The following is a 16,795-nucleotide window of genomic DNA, read 5'->3' on the forward strand; positions in this document are numbered from 1 at the left end:
ACTTACGCAACTGGCACAGATAGTATACTGACGTTTTGAAAAATAAAGAATTATGAATCTAGGTTTAATAGCTGTATTACTTCTGCTATTTTTTGGGCCATCTCTATGGATCGGCTATCAGACATTCATCAAATTGGGCTTGATCTGGAAGTTGGTTTTGCTACCAATAGCTTGGTTTGTTGGGCTGTTAATTGGGCCGATCGCCGCAATGTTTCTTACTACACTACTTGAGTGGTTGAGTAATTACAACCAGGAACCTTCAGAATCAGGGTCAATGGGTGGAGTAGCATGGTTTGGTATATGGTTGATTGCAGCATTGATACTGAGTCTGTTTTGTACTACCATCTCTACCTGTCTGACTGCAAAGTTCTTTTTGATAAGCTGACAATTTGTCCGCTTCCTTTCATGGAACAGATGATGTAGTTAACTTTATCTTTAATCTTTTCTGCTTTTTCGCAGGGTTGTTTCTGAAGTTCTTCCCACTCTTTAGCATAATTTGTCTCATTCGCGATCGGCTCAATCTGGTTGATTACGCACTCATCCGGGATGTCATCGCCGTCATAATCCATGCGGATGTCGTCTTGTTGCTCATCATTGTCGCAATCAATCGCTGGCCCAATCTGCTTACCGGGTTTCGCTGGTTGTGCTGCTGAAGCTGGTGTATCGGATACAGACTGAGATTGTTTAACAGATGCTGCGATCGCGCGATTCGGCTGGGTTGAGATTTGAGACTGTCCACAAGCTCCGAGCCAACATCCTAATGATATCAGACCGATCGGCAGTAATTTTGAAAGTGTCATATTGAATCAGGCAGTAGAGTCTGTTTTAATTTAATTGTTAGCAGGCTTTCTTTTAAGAGCGTAGATGAGAAGGATCGACTTTATCTAAAACTATCTTTACAGCATCTACAATTAATTTAGGTTGGTCTATCCATACAAAATGTCCGCTGTTATTTGCTTCAAGTTGAACTGAGTTTTTCGATAGTTCTAGAATTTCCATAAGCATTTTATCTCGTAGCTGATTCGCCCCTTGTAAAGGGATAAACATAGTCCAAAAGGAAGGTTTAAAAAAAGAATTTGCTTTAATGCTCACCAGCGGTAATGCACCTAAATCTTTGGTCAAACTAATCTGATGGGCGCTCTTATCCAGGTTTAACATCTCTCGGAGCATTGTCATCCAATGTTTGGGACGACAAAAGGAGCGCTTTACAAAGTTCAGTGAATTAGTGGTAAATTTCTTTAGTTCGGGTTTTAGTAACTCAAATATCCCGCAGATTTTCAGTATCCGAATAATTCCCATACTCGATCCTAAAATAGACATGGCAAAACCAGATATAAAAAATATCTTTAAAGCTTTTAGCTGAACAGACATTTTAAGCATTTCTTTCTCATATAGCCCGTCGGTAAGAACTATACCAATGACTTTATCGGGAAAGCGATCGGCATACAAACGCACGTTATAACTGCCGAAAGAATTTCCTATTAAAATGTAAGGTGGTTCGATTCCTGCTTGCGTAAGTAACGCATCTAATTCTGTTACGATTTGACTGCTGGTGCGCGGATGGGGGCTAGGATCGCTCCAGCCGTATCCAGCCCGATCGTATATACATACTCGTGCTAGCTTCCCTAACTCTTCAGCAAGGAAATAGCCTTCAATTCCTCCCAAACTGTGGTCTAAGACAATTGTTGGTGCAGCTTTTCCTGTAACATAAAGATGTAAACGATATCCACCTACGTCAAATATTTGACCTGGTGGTCTTTTTCGGTCTTCTATCCAGCAAGCGATCGCTTGGTATAATGTTGTTGCAATTAGCAGAATAATTTTCATTGCGATCGATAATGTGTGTATCGAGGACGATTACTTCAGACATTCCCAATCTTGCTCATCAACGATAGGACTAACAATGTCTCCCAATATTTTAACTTTACCTGCTAGAGAAGCAGGAGGGATTCGACGCTTTACCTGAGATGTATTTTCTTCAAGAATGGTCACGATCGCACGAGCATAATCCACCTGTGGCTGTTCTTCCAGCCATTTTATCTGACCATTCTCATAAATCGCTTCGTAACTTTTCAGCATGGTTTTTTCCTAATAAATTTTTGAGGTAAAGTAGCAGTTATCTAATCATACCAAATCATAAAATAGATAGTAACGCAAGTTGCTAGTTACAAATATTGTCGGTTCGATCCCCCCTAACCCCCCTTAAAAAGCTATGCCTTACTCACATCTTTCTTAACAAAATCCGGCTTGACATCCGGGGGGGAATGGGTGGAAACTAATTTCCATGTAGAAGCGATGTCATGCAAACGTTGCCAGCCTCGCCACAGTGTCTTGACACCCGGTTCACCATCTCCTTTACGCCCCAAAAATCCACCTAGTTTCGCAATCCAACGAATACAATTACTTAAACTTGGGGGAGATTCAGTGGGGACGTTCTAAGGTACTTCTTTGGTGGGCTTGGCGAATCGCGTCTGAGGAGACTCGTGGAGATGACCAAAAGTCATAAGTCCCCTGGGTGGCTGCCCAGTCCCCTGATGCTTGTGGCACACTGGCATGGGGCTGTGAGGCTAAGTCCGACACAATACGCACCAGTCGTTGTACGCGACGCCGATCGCCCAAACAAGCAAATTGTAGTTCTGCTACTGCCCATTGTGCCGTCATAGTTCCTGACTCGCCTCTTTTACCGTAATTCTCGTATTACTTGATTCGGTTCATTTTGTCAATAATACTCCCCCGGAGCGATTGCCCGCCGGGAGAGACGGCTTAAGCCGTCTCTCCTTTGTTAAGAAAGATGTGAGTAAGGCATAGCTTAAAAAGGGGGGAACCGGATTCAAAGTCTCCCTTAAAAAGGGGGATGCGAGGGGGAGCGAAAACCCATAACCTGATAACTAGCAACTTGAGTTACTATCTATTTTAATTGAACCCATTTCGCCACAGAAGGCACTCCACGGCGGTCAATCATAAACAACATATACCAGCCCGGTGGTGCTACATTCTGCTCATTCGTAACCTTTATTTTCAGACTACCAGCAACACCGAGACTAAACTCTAAATCCACCAGTCTTTGTCCTGTATTAAAAGCATGAGTAGTCGATCCAGGTTTAATCAAACTTACCCATTGAATTTCCCCAGCTTGCGGTGTTTTAATCTCCAAATTATCACCATACTTTAACTGTTCGGGAGCATTTTCAATGATTGGTCTTGCGCCCTTGAATAGGTACGGCGGATAATACATTTCCAGTCGCAGTTCATCATCAGTTCGCGCTGGATTTGACCCGGCTGTAATTACTCTGCCATCTGGTAAAAGTAGTGCGATAGAATGATATAATCGCTCCACTCTCGAAGTTGCTGCTATTGTCCAAGTATTCGTGACTGGATTGTAAATTTCTGCTGCCAAAGTTGCTTGTACCCGCGATTCATTCAAGCTACTACCACCGCAAACCAACACAGTGCGATCGGGTAACAATACAGCATTCAAGTGCATTCGAGGAAAATTCAAAGGTGTTGCTGCTTGATAAGTGGGATTAGCCGCAGCTAAATTAACAATATTCACCTTCTTATGTGCCTCAACTGCGTGATGATTTCCACCTTCAAACGCACCACCACCTATTAGCATTACTCGTTGTTCTTGTGCAGGTGGTAATATTACACTAGCAGATTGATTCCGGTGTTCTTGTTCCAGGTGACCGATTAACCCAGGTACTTCTACTTCTGTGATAGGTTGCGTCGGATTTGTTGGCAAAGTTAATAACCGTGGTGTCACCTCATTATTATTCCCATATTGACCACCAGAATAGAAAATTTTGCCATCACGTAACAGGAAAAGGTGTGCATACATCGGCAATTGACTGGTATTTTGTCCAAAAGCCGTCCAAGTATTCGTTTGTGGGGAATAAATTTCTGGGATTAAATTGAGATTGCCATCTTCTCCTAGTCCAGAAACAGCTAAAACTCGACCATCACCCAGCGTTACCAAAGTTGGATACCAGCGACCACCTTTCATTTGCGGTAGAGGTTTCCATTTTTCAGCAAAGGCATCAAAAATAAAAGCATCTCTCAATCCAAAAAATGGATGTCCGAAGTCATATTGTTTTGTTCCACCTGCGACCAAAAGAGAACCGTCTGACAGAAAAGAATGTCCAGCACAGAAGAAATCTACGGGAGTTTGGGGAGTAAAAAATGTACCTTTTTGATAATCCCAGACAACGCTGCGGAAATTGTTGTTGGCATTGGCAGGATTGTTGCCAGAACCTGAGAAAAATAACACCTTGTTGGTAGGCAAAACAGCAGCGTGAACTGCCAATAGTTGCGAATTATAAGGTAATAATCTCCAAATGCCTTGATTAGCGGCTTGATCGAGGTCAATATTCAGGTCTAGAACTTGATAATATCCCTGATTTAGTTGCGGCGGGTTGTCGATTTGGAAGAAGATTAATTCAGGCCGTCCCTTACCTTTTAAGTCGGCAACTGCAATGCCTGCACCTTGATTTTCCCAGGAAAATAATGGAACTGGCACCCAAGGACTCCAACCTTCGGTCACATTGCCAGCAGTATCGAGATTCCAACCAATTTGATAAAATCCCTGATTAACTCCGGGGGGGTTATCTATTTGAAAGATGATTAATTCTGGGCGTCCATTGCCGTCGAGGTCGGCAACTGCAATACTTGCGCCTTGATTTTCCCAAGAAAACCAATCTACTGCTATCCAGTCACTCCATCCGCCTGTGACTATACCATTTTCATCGAGTTTGCGACCAATGCGGTAAAGTCCCCGATTTGCATTGTCTGGATTATCAATTTGGAAGACAATTAATTCCGGTCTCCCATCATTATCTAAGTCGGCAATTGCTATGCTGGCATCTTGATTTTCCCAGGATTGCCAACCGGGAATTTCGATCCAGTCACTCCAACCGCCTGTGACTATACCATTTTTATCTAACTTTTTACCAATGCGATAAAGACCCCGATTTAGATTAGGTGGACTATCAACTTTAAATACGATTAATTCCGGTCTTCCATCATCATCGAGGTCGGCAATTGCGATGCCTACACCTTGATTTTCCCAGGATTGCCAACCGGGAATTTCGATCCAGTCACTCCATCCACCTGTGACAAGGCCATTTTCATCTAGTTTGCGACCAATGCGATAAAGCCCACGATTGGCACCCGGTGGGTTATCGATTTGGAAGATAATTAAATCCGGTCTTCCATCGCCATCGATGTCGGCAATTGCTATGTCTGCACCTTGGTTTTCCCAGGAGAACCAATTGGGAACTGGTATCAAGTCGGTTGCCATAAGTTTGTTAAAATTTGGATAAACTTAAATAACCTAAATATAACACTTTTGTGTTATAATATTCGTAGCTGAGGTTACCAATTTTTCCCAACAAATAGAGGTCGTGCCTTGAAAGCGATCGGGCCGTATTTTGTGCGATCGCTTCCTCGATACTGCAATAGCTATTCTTCTGGCAGAAAGGAAGGAAACAGCTTTTGGCATACTTGCAGCTTTTGCAGTGCTTCGGGATAGCTGGCGAGGTAATATTTTCACAACTCGCAACCTCTCGATAGGAGTTCGTCTAATCCTTCCACTCGCTATGTCTAACACTCAAGTAGCGGAACAATTATTTTCTTCATTCCTGACATTGAAACTGAGTGCCCACCAAGCTAAATGAGTAAACTGGGCGCACTCAAACCAAGTGAAGGTAAAGAAAAGATAGCAGTAAGCCACCACCTCCATACCGCGACTTGGAGACAGCATAACACACCATAAGCAGAAACCCAACAGCGCACCGTAACAAAGCATCCCCGCAACGCCTACAGATAAAATCGTGTCCAGAATCAGATTGTGGGCTTTACTTGAGATTATCGGTTTCGTTTCAACCCGCCCTTCTTTATTAACGTAGTCAAAACTGAATTCATTCAGTTGCACAATTCGAGGTGTCCATTTCTGGTTTGAAATATAGGGATAAGCAATACCGAAACCATCAAAACCCCATCCGAGTAGGGGACGTTGAACTATTCCCAATCCTGATAGCTGCCACAAATAAATTCGGTCTGAAGTGATTTGTTTAATTGCAGGCAACCCAGCAATTTTTCTGGTGCTAGTAGTAATTCCTATTACCACCAGACAAACCAAAGCCACAGGGATTAACAACTTATAATATTTTCTTCCCAACAGGTAAGCAGTTGCTATTAACAGGGCTAATACTGCTGCCCTAGTTTGAGCTAATAGCAGTGCTGGAATAATTAATACCAAACTAATTATAAATTTGCGATCGCTTATCCACCGCCGCTGCCAAGCTACGATCGCCAGTATTACCACTGCTGCTAATACAAAAGCCGCATGACCCCGATGGGAATACAAACCGATCGGCTGCTGGGCTTGGAAAATGGTACTCCCTAAAATATTGTCCCGTAACAGTTGACCTGATGTGGCAGTATAGTCAATTTTCCAGTTAAGAACTTGGGGGAAAATACTAAGTGCGAGAATCACTCCACCGATGAGCAAACCTTGGATTTGGGGAATAGCTATTGATGGGCGATGTCTTAACACCAAGGTATTGCTGAGGGTGAAAGCAGCAATTAGCAACCAATAAAACCACCCATCACCCATCTCGTTTTGACCGAATAAAGAACGGAGAGGAAAGGGGCTGAACATCGTTGAAATTAGTCCTATTCCGAGAAATATTTCCCACAGCAGTTTGCTAATTTTCCAATGACGCGGTATGCTTATATCAAATCTCTTTGTCCATAAAATTGAAAGATTTAATAAAGTAATTAGCAGGACAGCAAAGACTTTTGGGTGCGTCCAAATTTCGCCTCGACTACTTCCCCAAGGATTGATGAGAATGATACTGAGAGCAAAGAGCAAAGTGTAAAGATGTTTCATTGCTATTTCCCATTCTTAATTTTTAGCCCTTGAAATACTCCCCACGCACCTAGCATGAATAAACCCAAAATAGCAGGAGGTTCGGGTATGCGTCTAGGTTCAGGTGTTTCTTGAATTGCACGCATTTGAAAACTACCTACGCTCTGATTAAATGCCAATTGAATTGGAAAAGCAGTTGATTCTGTTTCACCAATTAAAGCATCGATATCGGTGATTTTGAAATGAGAAACTGCTTCACCCAGTAAGGAGACAAAATCGACGCTATCTCCAGGGCCAAATTCTCCCAAGATGGCGTCTCCTACTCTTACAGTAAAGCGGTTGTCAAGACCGACGGGGAAGTCGAGAATTTCCGTAAATAGGGTATCTTCTAATGCTTGGAATTCAAAACCGTGAGTGGTGTGGGGGTCGTACCAGCGACAGCCGGGAACGTTTGAGAAGACTTGCCAGTTACCGTCACTTCGATTTGGAAGTATGGGGTTTTGTTGTGTGTTGCCCGGTCTAGGTCTGCTGACTCCACCGCCACCACTACTGCCAATTATGATGGAGGGTGGGGCAGGTTCAGAATCGTAGACTTTGACGTTCAATTCGTAGCTGCCTTTGTCTTCTCCACGACGACCACCGTTAGCACCAACAAACAGGTCGATGATGCCACTGTCGGGGACAATTCCTGCTAGGGCAGAAGCGAAACCGTCTCCTACTGGACTGCTGTCGTCGTCGTATTTATACCCAGAACTAGAATATGCGCCTAAGTGTGTGTTTGGATTGCAGCGATTTGAGGGGATGCTGTTATTTGTCCAGCCGTAAAAGTAGCTGCCGGGGGTGAGTTTATCTAGGGTGAATTTGTCTGTTTGAGAACCGGAGGTTAGGGTGCTGGAAAATGTTTTGGTGGGTTTTGGACGGCTGACGTTTCTCCAACCCCATTTCATTCCGTTATAAATCGTGACTATCCTTTTCTGGCTTCCCAGAACTTGCGTTTCTTCAACCAAGTAGAGTTCAGCATCCCAAAAATGGCTTTCCACAGGATCGACTCTGTATGGTACGTCTGTAAAAAATCTGTGCGGGATGGGGGGTATGTCAATTCCGTTTCCCGCAACACCGGAATAGTATGGGGTAGTTTGCCCAATATTAATATCGAGAACGTTTTCAATAGAACCATGTCGATCGGGGTTGAGGCTATGGTTACTGTACACCCGTTGAATCCATTGGACTCGCCTAGTAATACCCGTGGGGTCGGGTACGGGGTCGCCAGTTAATAGAACTGGATAGTAACGCAAATCAAGCATAGCCCCAACACCTCCTGATACAGGATCATCTATTTCTGCTCCACAATCTGTAGTTTGTGGGCCGCAGATGTAATAATTTAGGAGATTAAAGCTACCCTGTAAGTCATTCTCAGCACGTTGAAATTCCCAGCGTCCCGGATACCTACTAGAAAAATCGTTTAGCAATTGCCAAAGCTCATTCGTTCCACCTCGTTCAATCTCTTCTGCAACGACTAAATACGCTTCGCCCTCATAATCGCGCTCGTTGTAACGAATAAAGGCATTAGATCTTCCGTCTGGAGGGGGATAATTGATAGTAAAAGCAACACCGGACTGTCCAGTAAACGTTACTACCAAGGTGATCGCCAATCCAAGCAGAGAATATCGTCGTGATGGCATTTTGTAACTCCTATACCTATTAGATTCCAAAGAAATAGCAGTTTTGGCGCGAAACAAAATCTAGACAGTAATGGCGATTTAATTTCAGTTCATCAATAGACTAGGCGGAACTCCTCCCAAGGTGTAGACGCCTTTCCCGTCCAAAGTCCTTCCACACTTCCTCCGTAATAGATTTTTCTCACGGCGTCTCGATTTTCATAAGTGAACCGCACTTGATATCGACCTGGATTGAGGGTGCGAAAAGCCCAAGCTCCGCCCGAACTTTCATAGCCTCCGAGTCCAAACTTGTCTTGATAGCAGTACAACTGGCCTTCCACAAAGAATGCCAAACTCTCTCCAGGCATAGCCAATAGAAAATCTGCTTCTTGTGGGGCTTTGGTGGCATTTCTTCCCCAAGTGCGCTCTATTACTACCCCCTTGGCATCTTGAAGTTCTGGCATCAAGCCAAAGAATATAAAGCGATAGGGGATTGACGAAAGATTAGTGACGCGAATCCCGAATTGCACGGGAGTTTTGACATCCTCCCTAGTAGGAATCATTAGCACACGCTCTGGCACTAAAGTTTTAAAGCGGATGCCATCTACTTCAACGGTGTTACTATTAGTCGATTTCCCAGATGTCATGTTGACTATTCTCCTAATTTCCACATCTCCAGATGCAGTCAATCTTATTGGTATATGACTCAATACTACTACCTCAAAAATTACAGAAGCTAGAATAAAAAGAAATAAATGGTCTAGGTCTGCTGACTCCACCGCCACCACTACTGCCAATTATTATGGAGAATGGGGCAGGTTCAGAATCGTAAAAGCCAAACATAAAAGAAAGAAGTTACGCATGAGATATCCCCATGAACTGACTGTTACAGCAATCAGTCCGATCGCATTTCCCCAATTAAGACGACAGCACCAAGAATCGCGCCATCAAAATAAGGAACTACCCTGTCACCTACATTTCTGAGTTAGTAGCTCGCTCCGTTTAATTTTTCAAAATGTTAACTTTTAAGCTCCAGGTAAATCAATTAGAGAAAATACTGAATTTAACAAAAATCTCTCCCTAAGTTTAAACCCAATTTAGTCAGTAAAAATTACTGAATTTATTTATGAATAAACGGTAAAATTAGCGGTTAACCTCATCCGTACTCTGAGAATGTCAAGAAAACTAGGTAATGGTATTGCGATCGCATTTTTTGTAGCTCCCTTAAGATTCAAGTTTCTAAGAAATAACAAATAGTCCTTTTCTGAATTCAAATCTTTATGGCAATTGTGAATGCACTTTCGTTTCAAGACTGAACAAGGCGAAACTCCACGAAAGGAGTATGCACCATACCCATCCAAACATCTTCAAACCAGAGGTCGAATACTTCCGTTGGCAGAGCTTTGCAATTAAAGAGCGAACCAGAGCATAGCCCCGATGCGGCGGTATAAAAATGCCATTATATTGGCTAGTTGTAATCTGTCTGTCTATCAGTTTTTGTGGATGTAGTGCTTTACCGTCTGCCTTCACGAGTTCTGGAATCAAGGTATCATAGATAAAGGGAAAGGGCGTTGCTGTGTTGTTAGTAATGTAAACATTAATCTGTACAGGGGTATTAGCACCGAGTCTGTTTTTTGGAATAGGCAGCACTATAAAATCTGGTTCCCAGATTTCCATACGGATGCCATCCGCTTCAACGGCATTGTTGTTAAAAGATTCTCTAGATGCCATGTTAGCCCCTACCAAAACTAAAACTACAGCGGGAACCGCTGTAAAGCCAAACAGAAAAGAAAGAAGTTACGCATGAGATATCCCATGAATTGACTGTTACAGCAATCAGTCCGATCGCATTTCCCCAATTAAGACGACAGCACCAAGGCTCGCGCCATCAAGATAAGGAACTACCCTGTCACCTATATTTCTGAGTTAGTAGCTCGGTTGTTTAATTTTCCAAAAGGCAATAACCGATCGCATTTTTGGCCAAAGCATTTTTAAGTATGTTTTGGCAATCGAAGTGCTTTAGCTTTAGAACCGATCGGCCCTAGAATTTGGTTGAGGTCGCGCAGTTGTTCAGCTGTACCCATGCAGATCATCGCATCGCCGGAGAGTAATAAGGTTTCGCCGGTTGGGCCACCAATCAGAGTGCCATCGGCGCGACGAATGGCGAGAACTAAGGCACCGGATTGCGATCGCAACCGCGCATCCCTTAAACTTTGACCTACATAAGGGCAAACATCCGCATCTAGTCGGAATTCCTCCATGTAAAAAGCGCGATCGGTTCCCGTGAGAATCCCATCCACAAAATCCATTACTTGCGGTCTGAGGGCGGCAGCAGCCATACGTTTGCCGCCGGTGATGTAGGGGGATACTACCGCATCAGCGCCGCCTCTTTGCAGCTTTGTGACGGCTTCTTCCGTACTGGCGCGAGCGATCGCTCTTATTTTAGGATTGAGCGTCTTTGCTGAGAGGACGGTGTAGAGATTTTCTGCATCTGAGGGTAGCGCCGCCACTAAACAGATTGCCCGTTCAATGCCCACCCTGAGCAAAGTATCATCTAGAGTGGCATCCCCTTGCATGGCAATATAACCCATCTGCTGTGCAGCTTGGACAGATTCCAGATTCAAGTCTACTATCACAAAAGGGATGCCTTCCGCCTGAAATTCCATGCCAATCTGACGCCCGGTGCGTCCAAATCCACAAAGAATGTAGTGTTCCGAGAGAGATTCCACCAAACGTCGCTGTTGTTGAAGTCGTCTTCCTTCTTGAAAATAGCCTTGAATTAGGGCTTCTGTAAAGCGGTTAACGATATAGCCGATGCTGATTACTCCCATCGCGATCAGTATGATGGTAAACAGCCGTCCGCGATCGCCTAAAGGATTAATCTCTCCAAAACCAACGGTAGCTAGAGTGCTTACCGTCATGTAAGCCGAATCCAGCCAACGCCATCCCTCGACAAAACGATACCACAGCGTGCCGATCAGGAAAACGCAACCGAGTGCGATCGCACCTATAATCAACTCCTGTCGGAGGCGTTGATATTTGCGCTCTATGTCTGATTGAGAATCGAATGAAGCGCGTGGGCTCACGTAAGTAACAGTTGTTGGTAAAGAGTTCGATAATACACAAAGGCAGAATAACAATAACTATATTCAATCAGATAGTAAAGGAGGTCAGGAATGTATGTATTAATTGGTGGAGCCGGACTGGTCGGACTAAATTTGGCGCAGAAGCTGGTAGAAATTGGGCATACTGTCGCCGTGATTGATATAGATCCTAATGCCTGTCGTTATGCTCGCGAACAAGTGGGTGCAATGGCTTTTGAAGGTAGCGCCGTGAGTACAGAGGTGTTGCTGGAAGCAGGAATTAGGAAAGCCGACTCTGTGGCTGCTGTATTGCGGAGCGATGCTTTAAATTTGGCAATAGTGACGCTTGCCAAGCACTACGGAGCCTCCCACATTGTCAGCCGGATGCGTCATCGCGATTTTGAAGAACCGCTACGCTTTGCTGGGGCACATCATATTATCAGTACGATCGATCTAGCGGTTTCCACAATGGTAAATGCGATCGAGTATCCGCAAGTGGAATCAATGATGCACTTTGAGCAGGGTCAAATCGAGGTTTTAAAGTTATCTATTGCAGGACGATGCAACGTAGTTGGTCGTAGCATTGCCGAAATCGCTCAAGACCCCCGCTTCCCCACAGGTTCTCTGATTATTGGTTATCAACCCCATCCTCAGATGGATTTAGAAATTCCCAACGGCAGTACCGTATTAGAGTCCGGTTCAACGATACTAATAGTTACCAAGCCGGGAGTATTGCATCAAATGATTGATTTTATTGAAGGGTGTTAGGAAGAGGGGCTAGGGGAGGGGGCAAAGGGGCTAGGGGCTAGGGGAAGAGGGGGAAAGGGAAGAGGGGGAAAGGGACAGGAGGAAACCAGAAAAAATCTACCAACGGGTTTTGACCACATCCAGTAACATCAGGATTTATCTGCGTTTATCTGCGTTTATCTGCATTCATCTGCGGTAAAAAATATCCAAAATCTACTTTTTAGATTATCTCTAATCATCTTCTAACTTCAACAACTGCTCATCAATGGTCTGTATCCTGCCTCGCACGATTTCTTCTGATAAAATTCGCTTACGCACTGCGTCGCTTAATGCGCCTTTTTCTGCTAGTAGCAAACGCCGACGAATGGCATCGAGTTTTATGCGATCGCTACTGGTAGCAGTTAATTCCTCTGGACGGCGGTTGTAAAGGTCTCGCAGTGCTTTTTCAGCAGATGCAACTTTTACTTGATAAGGCGATCGCATTTCTTCGTAAATAGATTTCGGTAAAACTCCTGCCTTCAATAAACTATCCAATTCATCTTGAGCCGCTTTAGCAGTCATCAACTGAGCTTGCAATTCCTCTGTTTGTTGACGAAACTCGGAAAATTGAGTTAACTTCAATCTTTGCACCAGCCAAGGCAAACTCAACCCTTGTCCTACAAGAGATAACAGCACGCTACCAAATACTAACGCGATCAATTCCTCTCGCCCAGGTATTGTTGCAGGTAAGCTGAAGGCAAGAGCCATTGAAAGAGAGCCTTTGATATTACCTAGAAAGAGAACGTGCTGCCAACGAAACGGAATCGGACGATCGAACAAACGCACCGTAGCTAACAAGGGATAAACACAGAGAAATCGCCCCACTTGATAAGCCAGAATCGCTAGCAGAACTGCTGGCAAAGTCTTCCAGAAAGTGAGCAGATCGATTTCTAAACCGATGAGCAGAAAAATAAATGTATTGACACCAAAACCGGCATAATCCCAAAAGCTGAACAAGGTGATTCGACTGGAAGCCGATACGCTGCGAGAAATCCCTAGATTTCCCACCATTAATCCAGCGACAACTACAGCAACTACGCCGGAAACACCCAGAAATTCCCCAGCTTGATAGGCTCCTAATGCGATCGCTACCGTTAGTAAAATACTGCTGAGAGGATCGTCGGAACGGACAAATAAACCCGTACTTAAATAACCCAAGGCTAACCCGACGAGAGTTCCTCCGACAATCACCACAAACAGGTCTTGAATTCCCTCTAGAAAAGTTACCGAACCTGTGGAATGAACTTTCAAAATTAAACTGAAGAGAACGAGGGCTACACCGTCGTTAAATAAACTTTCCCCTTCTACAATTGTGGAAAGTCGGGGAGGTACAGAAACCTCTTTAAAAACGGCAATCACTGAAACCGTATCGGTAATGGCGAGGATCGTTCCGGTCAGCAGTGCGGGTATCCACGCTAGCCCCAGCCCTAGTTTTAGGAGTAGCGCAGTGATTCCAGAAGCGATCGCTACACCAGGCCCAGCTAGAAGTACGATCGGTTTAATCGTGCTTCGCAGGCGGCTGATATCAGTATTGATAGCCGACTCAAACAGCAGAATCGGTAAAAAGAGATTTAAAATCAGCGAAGAATCCAGTCCGATGCGACGAGGTAATAGCTCGGTGATTGCTAAGCCCGCTAATACCAAACCCGTAACATAAGGGATACGAAAGCGACGGGACAGTAAAGCAACAGCCGTCGCCACCAGCAGAAGAATAATCAGAATGGTGACTAACTCCGCAACTTTTCCATGATCCGCTTGGCCTGTAAAGTTTAAACTTGCTACCATAAAGTGTTGCAGAAAGCACGATACGACTACTTTGTCTGGGGATACAATACCGTACATGAGGTTTAGGTTACTGGTATACGCTGCTAGTACACAAATAGCAGCCTTTCATTAATCTGCCCAAGAATCCAGTGCAACAGTTTTCAAAAGAAGTTTAAATATAAGGATTGAGTCAGTGAGCATTGAAACTTTGGTTGAGAATCCCACTATACCCGCAGAGTCAGCACCAGTTATGTCTGGCGTATTCGATCGCGCCAACTTTGACGACTGCGTGATGACAACCTACGGACGATTTCCCCTCGCTTTGGAGAGGGGGGAAGGTTGTCGGGTTTGGGATACGGATGGGCGCGAATATCTGGACTTTGTGGCTGGAATTGCCACTTGTACTCTAGGACACGCCCACCCAGCTTTAGTAGAAACGGTGACTCGCCAAATCAAGACGCTGCACCATGTTTCTAATTTGTATTACATCCCCGTGCAAGGTGAACTGGCTAAATGGCTGGTGGAACATTCTTGTGCCGATCGCGTATTTTTCTGCAATTCAGGAGCGGAGGCGAATGAAGGGGCGATTAAATTGGCTCGGAAATACGCTCACACGGTCTTGGGAATAAAAGAGCCGGTGATTTTGACGGCGCACGCCAGTTTCCACGGTCGCACGCTGGCGACGATTACAGCCACGGGTCAGCCGAAGTATCAGAAGAATTTCGACCCGTTGATGCCGGGATTTGACTATGTTCCTTATAACGATATTGAGGCGGTGAAAAATGCGATCGCAGATTTAGACACCGGAGATCAAAGGGTTTGCGCCATTCTCATGGAAGCTTTGCAAGGTGAAGGCGGTGTTCGTCCGGGAGATGTCGAATACTTCCAGCAGCTACGCCAAATTTGCGATGAAACCGGCATTCTCCTGATTATGGATGAAGTGCAAGTGGGTATGGGGCGCAGCGGCAAGTTCTGGGGATATGAGAATCTGGGAATTGAACCGGATATCTTCACTTCTGCGAAGGGATTGGGCGGCGGTATCCCGATCGGTGCTACTCTTTGTAAGAAGTTCTGCGCTGTTTTCGGGCCTGGAGATCATGCCAGCACCTACGGCGGAAATCCTTTTGCTTGTGCAGTTTCTCTCACGGTTTGTCAAACCCTAGAACGCGAGAACATTCTGCAAAACGTGCAGGAGAGAGGGGAACAATTAAGGGCTGGATTAAGAGCGATCGCCTCCAAATATCCTAACTTGATTGCCGAAGTGCGCGGTTGGGGTTTGATTGACGGTATGGAGTTGAAAGCAGACATCGAACTAACTTCCGCTGATGTGGTGAAAGCGGCGATGGCTGAAGGTTTGTTGCTCGTTCCGGCTGGCCCCAAAGTCCTCAGATTTGTACCACCGCTAATTGTAACCGAGCGGGAAATCGATCTAGCACTGCAAGCACTTGGGCGGGCGCTCTCATCCGCAGTTGCCTAACAGTATTTCAGCAGATTTTGAGTGCGATCGAATATTTGGTACGTTGTTGCGCGTTAGCGCTCTTTAATTTAGCGCTAATGCGCAACAACCTACCTGAGAAAGACTTCCTTGTTATAGCTAATAAATTAGAGTTATTTAAAGCTCTTAAGTATCGCCGATGAAAATACTACATCGATTTTCTGTACCTATAACTTTGACTCTTTGTCTTTGCTTAGCGCCAAACAAAGGAGCTGCTACTATCGGATTGGCTGAATGGGAAGTTTATACTCCTGGCGGTAACGTTATCAGCCATTCAGACTCTTGGCGAGACTTATGTGGCGATGGGGATTGCTTGAGATCTGATACATCTGATTCAAATTCTGATTTGAGCCCAGAGAGATTGGTTTTTGTTTCCGATCTCAAGCGCTGGAGATTTTATAACGAGTATGTTATTGGCCAGACTAAAAAGGAGTATTTTATCTTCAATGAAGTCAGCAAACAAATAAAAAAATATAGCACTGAAAAACATTTTTTAGATGCTCTGGAAAAAGCTAACTTAGGAGAGCCAACTTTAAAAGAATTTTGCAACGATATTATGAATGCAAATTAACTACTACCTCAACTTGCAACTTACGTTAATAGCCGTCTTCAAGAGAAAACCAATCCTCATCCAGGGCTTGTTCTAGGGAAATATGAGCATCATTCGGCAGTAAAAACAGCTTAGAAACAGACTTAACTGCTACAGGATAGGCTTTTGCATACATTACTTCGAGTTCAGATTTTAAACTAGGACTATCTTCTAAACGATGTTGAATCTGAGCGCGAAAATTGACAATTTCAGCAGCCCAATGATTCCCTGAATGCTCTTTTTCGACTTGCCAATAAGATAATTTAAGAAGGTGTTCTAATAAACGGGTTAAAAAACTTAACACAGCCCGTTTATCGCTTTTTCCCATATTTTCTAACTCTTCTATCAAATTATCCCAATCAACCTCATGAAAATGCCGTTCTCGTAATTGGTTGACCGTTTCTTTTATCCATTGATGATAGTCGGTTTCGTATCGTGTTGATGACATGGTATTCTTCTTATGTCACTGTTTTTGTGGCTCTTTCGGAGTTGCTATGCTTTTGTTCACCTAAGAACATTTTTATTTCTTTTCTCCTCTCCCACTCTCCCCCT

The 16,795-nt window shown here is 44.3% G+C and carries 16 protein-coding genes and 1 pseudogene; 4 read left to right on the plus strand and 13 right to left on the minus strand.

Translation table 11 applies throughout. The annotated features are described in order from the left end of the window. The first annotated feature begins 52 nt into the window (after nt 1–52). The gene (locus tag LAY57_RS05065) at nt 53–385 is read left to right on the plus strand and encodes a DUF8147 domain-containing protein (RefSeq protein ID WP_249065211.1); all 333 of its coding nucleotides are present in this window, start codon (nt 53–55) and stop codon (nt 383–385) included. Here LAY57_RS05065 and LAY57_RS05070 read toward each other — a convergent pair. The 11 genes and pseudogenes from LAY57_RS05070 to LAY57_RS05120 all read right to left on the minus strand — a co-directional run bounded on the left by LAY57_RS05070 (nt 348) and on the right by LAY57_RS05120 (nt 11,612). Beyond that, complete coding sequence (locus tag LAY57_RS05070) at nt 348–800, minus strand: hypothetical protein (protein WP_249065212.1); 453 nt, start codon at nt 798–800, stop codon at nt 348–350. The genes LAY57_RS05065 and LAY57_RS05070 overlap by 38 nt on opposite strands. A 52-nt stretch (nt 801–852) precedes the next feature. Then, entirely contained in the window at nt 853–1,827 is a 975-nt protein-coding gene (locus LAY57_RS05075; RefSeq protein ID WP_249065213.1) for an alpha/beta fold hydrolase, read from the minus strand. A gap of 30 nt (nt 1,828–1,857) precedes the next feature. Beyond that, the gene (locus LAY57_RS05080) at nt 1,858–2,079 is read right to left on the minus strand and encodes a hypothetical protein (protein WP_249065214.1); all 222 of its coding nucleotides are present in this window, start codon (nt 2,077–2,079) and stop codon (nt 1,858–1,860) included. Between the two features lie 131 nt (nt 2,080–2,210). Continuing rightward, a pseudogene (locus LAY57_RS05085) lies at nt 2,211–2,429 on the minus strand (IS4 family transposase); the annotation flags it as partial. Next, complete coding sequence (locus tag LAY57_RS05090) at nt 2,422–2,661, minus strand: IS4/Tn5 family transposase DNA-binding protein (RefSeq protein WP_249065215.1); 240 nt, start codon at nt 2,659–2,661, stop codon at nt 2,422–2,424. The gene LAY57_RS05090 and the pseudogene LAY57_RS05085, both read right to left, overlap by 8 nt. Before the next feature lie 247 nt (nt 2,662–2,908). Continuing rightward, complete coding sequence (locus LAY57_RS05095; protein ID WP_249065216.1) at nt 2,909–5,296, minus strand: galactose oxidase-like domain-containing protein; 2,388 nt, start codon at nt 5,294–5,296, stop codon at nt 2,909–2,911. Between the two features lie 309 nt (nt 5,297–5,605). Further along, a complete protein-coding gene (locus tag LAY57_RS05100) occupies nt 5,606–6,889 on the minus strand; it encodes an O-antigen ligase family protein (RefSeq protein WP_249065217.1) in 1,284 nt (427 codons plus the stop codon). Nucleotides 6,890–6,891: 2 nt separating this feature from the next. Beyond that, nucleotides 6,892–8,550 (minus strand): hypothetical protein, encoded by a 1,659-nt coding sequence (locus LAY57_RS05105; RefSeq protein WP_249065218.1) that lies wholly within the window; start codon nt 8,548–8,550, stop codon nt 6,892–6,894. 92 nt (nt 8,551–8,642) lie between these two features. After that, nucleotides 8,643–9,323 carry a hypothetical protein gene (locus LAY57_RS05110; RefSeq protein ID WP_249065219.1) on the minus strand — a complete coding sequence of 227 codons (681 nt, stop codon included), beginning with the start codon at nt 9,321–9,323 and terminating at the stop codon, nt 8,643–8,645. Nucleotides 9,324–9,804: 481 nt separating this feature from the next. Continuing rightward, nucleotides 9,805–10,257 (minus strand): hypothetical protein, encoded by a 453-nt coding sequence (locus tag LAY57_RS05115; RefSeq protein ID WP_249065220.1) that lies wholly within the window; start codon nt 10,255–10,257, stop codon nt 9,805–9,807. A 260-nt stretch (nt 10,258–10,517) separates the two neighbouring features. After that, nucleotides 10,518–11,612, minus strand: coding sequence for a potassium channel family protein (locus tag LAY57_RS05120; protein ID WP_249065221.1), 1,095 nt, complete (start codon nt 11,610–11,612; stop codon nt 10,518–10,520). Nucleotides 11,613–11,702: 90 nt separating this feature from the next. Between LAY57_RS05120 and LAY57_RS05125 the strand changes: the two genes are divergently transcribed. Next, nucleotides 11,703–12,377 carry a potassium channel family protein gene (locus LAY57_RS05125; RefSeq protein ID WP_249065222.1) on the plus strand — a complete coding sequence of 225 codons (675 nt, stop codon included), beginning with the start codon at nt 11,703–11,705 and terminating at the stop codon, nt 12,375–12,377. Nucleotides 12,378–12,587: 210 nt separating this feature from the next. On the opposite strand, the gene LAY57_RS05130 is transcribed toward LAY57_RS05125, so the two are convergent. Continuing rightward, nucleotides 12,588–14,180 carry a cation:proton antiporter gene (locus tag LAY57_RS05130; protein ID WP_249065223.1) on the minus strand — a complete coding sequence of 531 codons (1,593 nt, stop codon included), beginning with the start codon at nt 14,178–14,180 and terminating at the stop codon, nt 12,588–12,590. A 172-nt stretch (nt 14,181–14,352) separates the two neighbouring features. Between LAY57_RS05130 and LAY57_RS05135 the strand changes: the two genes are divergently transcribed. Together LAY57_RS05135 and LAY57_RS05140 are read left to right on the plus strand one after the other, a co-directional pair. Beyond that, complete coding sequence (locus LAY57_RS05135; protein WP_249065224.1) at nt 14,353–15,636, plus strand: aspartate aminotransferase family protein; 1,284 nt, start codon at nt 14,353–14,355, stop codon at nt 15,634–15,636. A gap of 157 nt (nt 15,637–15,793) precedes the next feature. Then, nucleotides 15,794–16,225: a hypothetical protein gene (locus tag LAY57_RS05140; RefSeq protein ID WP_249065225.1), complete on the plus strand. Its 432-nt coding sequence runs from the start codon at nt 15,794–15,796 to the stop codon at nt 16,223–16,225. 25 nt (nt 16,226–16,250) lie between these two features. Here the strand turns inward: LAY57_RS05140 and LAY57_RS05145 are convergent, their stop codons facing one another. Next, complete coding sequence (locus LAY57_RS05145; protein ID WP_249065226.1) at nt 16,251–16,691, minus strand: DUF29 domain-containing protein; 441 nt, start codon at nt 16,689–16,691, stop codon at nt 16,251–16,253. Between the last annotated feature and the right edge of the window lie 104 nt (nt 16,692–16,795).

Origin of the sequence: Argonema antarcticum A004/B2, from assembly GCF_023333585.1 — a bacterium.
In the GTDB taxonomy this organism is placed as follows: Bacteria; Cyanobacteriota; Cyanobacteriia; order Cyanobacteriales; family Aerosakkonemataceae; genus Argonema; species Argonema antarcticum.

Bases quoted from the DNA above. Each gene is read 5' to 3' on its own strand.
- LAY57_RS05065 (WP_249065211.1), top strand. From the start codon at position 53: ATGAATCTAGGTTTAATAGCTGTATTACTTCTGCTATTTTTTGGGCCA.
- LAY57_RS05070 (WP_249065212.1), bottom strand. From the start codon at position 800: ATGACACTTTCAAAATTACTGCCGATCGGTCTGATATCATTAGGATGT.
- LAY57_RS05075 (WP_249065213.1), bottom strand. From the start codon at position 1,827: ATGAAAATTATTCTGCTAATTGCAACAACATTATACCAAGCGATCGCT.
- LAY57_RS05080 (WP_249065214.1), bottom strand. From the start codon at position 2,079: ATGCTGAAAAGTTACGAAGCGATTTATGAGAATGGTCAGATAAAATGG.
- LAY57_RS05090 (WP_249065215.1), bottom strand. From the start codon at position 2,661: ATGACGGCACAATGGGCAGTAGCAGAACTACAATTTGCTTGTTTGGGC.
- LAY57_RS05095 (WP_249065216.1), bottom strand. From the start codon at position 5,296: ATGGCAACCGACTTGATACCAGTTCCCAATTGGTTCTCCTGGGAAAAC.
- LAY57_RS05100 (WP_249065217.1), bottom strand. From the start codon at position 6,889: ATGAAACATCTTTACACTTTGCTCTTTGCTCTCAGTATCATTCTCATC.
- LAY57_RS05105 (WP_249065218.1), bottom strand. From the start codon at position 8,550: ATGCCATCACGACGATATTCTCTGCTTGGATTGGCGATCACCTTGGTA.
- LAY57_RS05115 (WP_249065220.1), bottom strand. From the start codon at position 10,257: ATGGCATCTAGAGAATCTTTTAACAACAATGCCGTTGAAGCGGATGGC.
- LAY57_RS05125 (WP_249065222.1), top strand. From the start codon at position 11,703: ATGTATGTATTAATTGGTGGAGCCGGACTGGTCGGACTAAATTTGGCG.
- LAY57_RS05130 (WP_249065223.1), bottom strand. From the start codon at position 14,180: ATGGTAGCAAGTTTAAACTTTACAGGCCAAGCGGATCATGGAAAAGTT.
- LAY57_RS05140 (WP_249065225.1), top strand. From the start codon at position 15,794: ATGAAAATACTACATCGATTTTCTGTACCTATAACTTTGACTCTTTGT.
- LAY57_RS05145 (WP_249065226.1), bottom strand. From the start codon at position 16,691: ATGTCATCAACACGATACGAAACCGACTATCATCAATGGATAAAAGAA.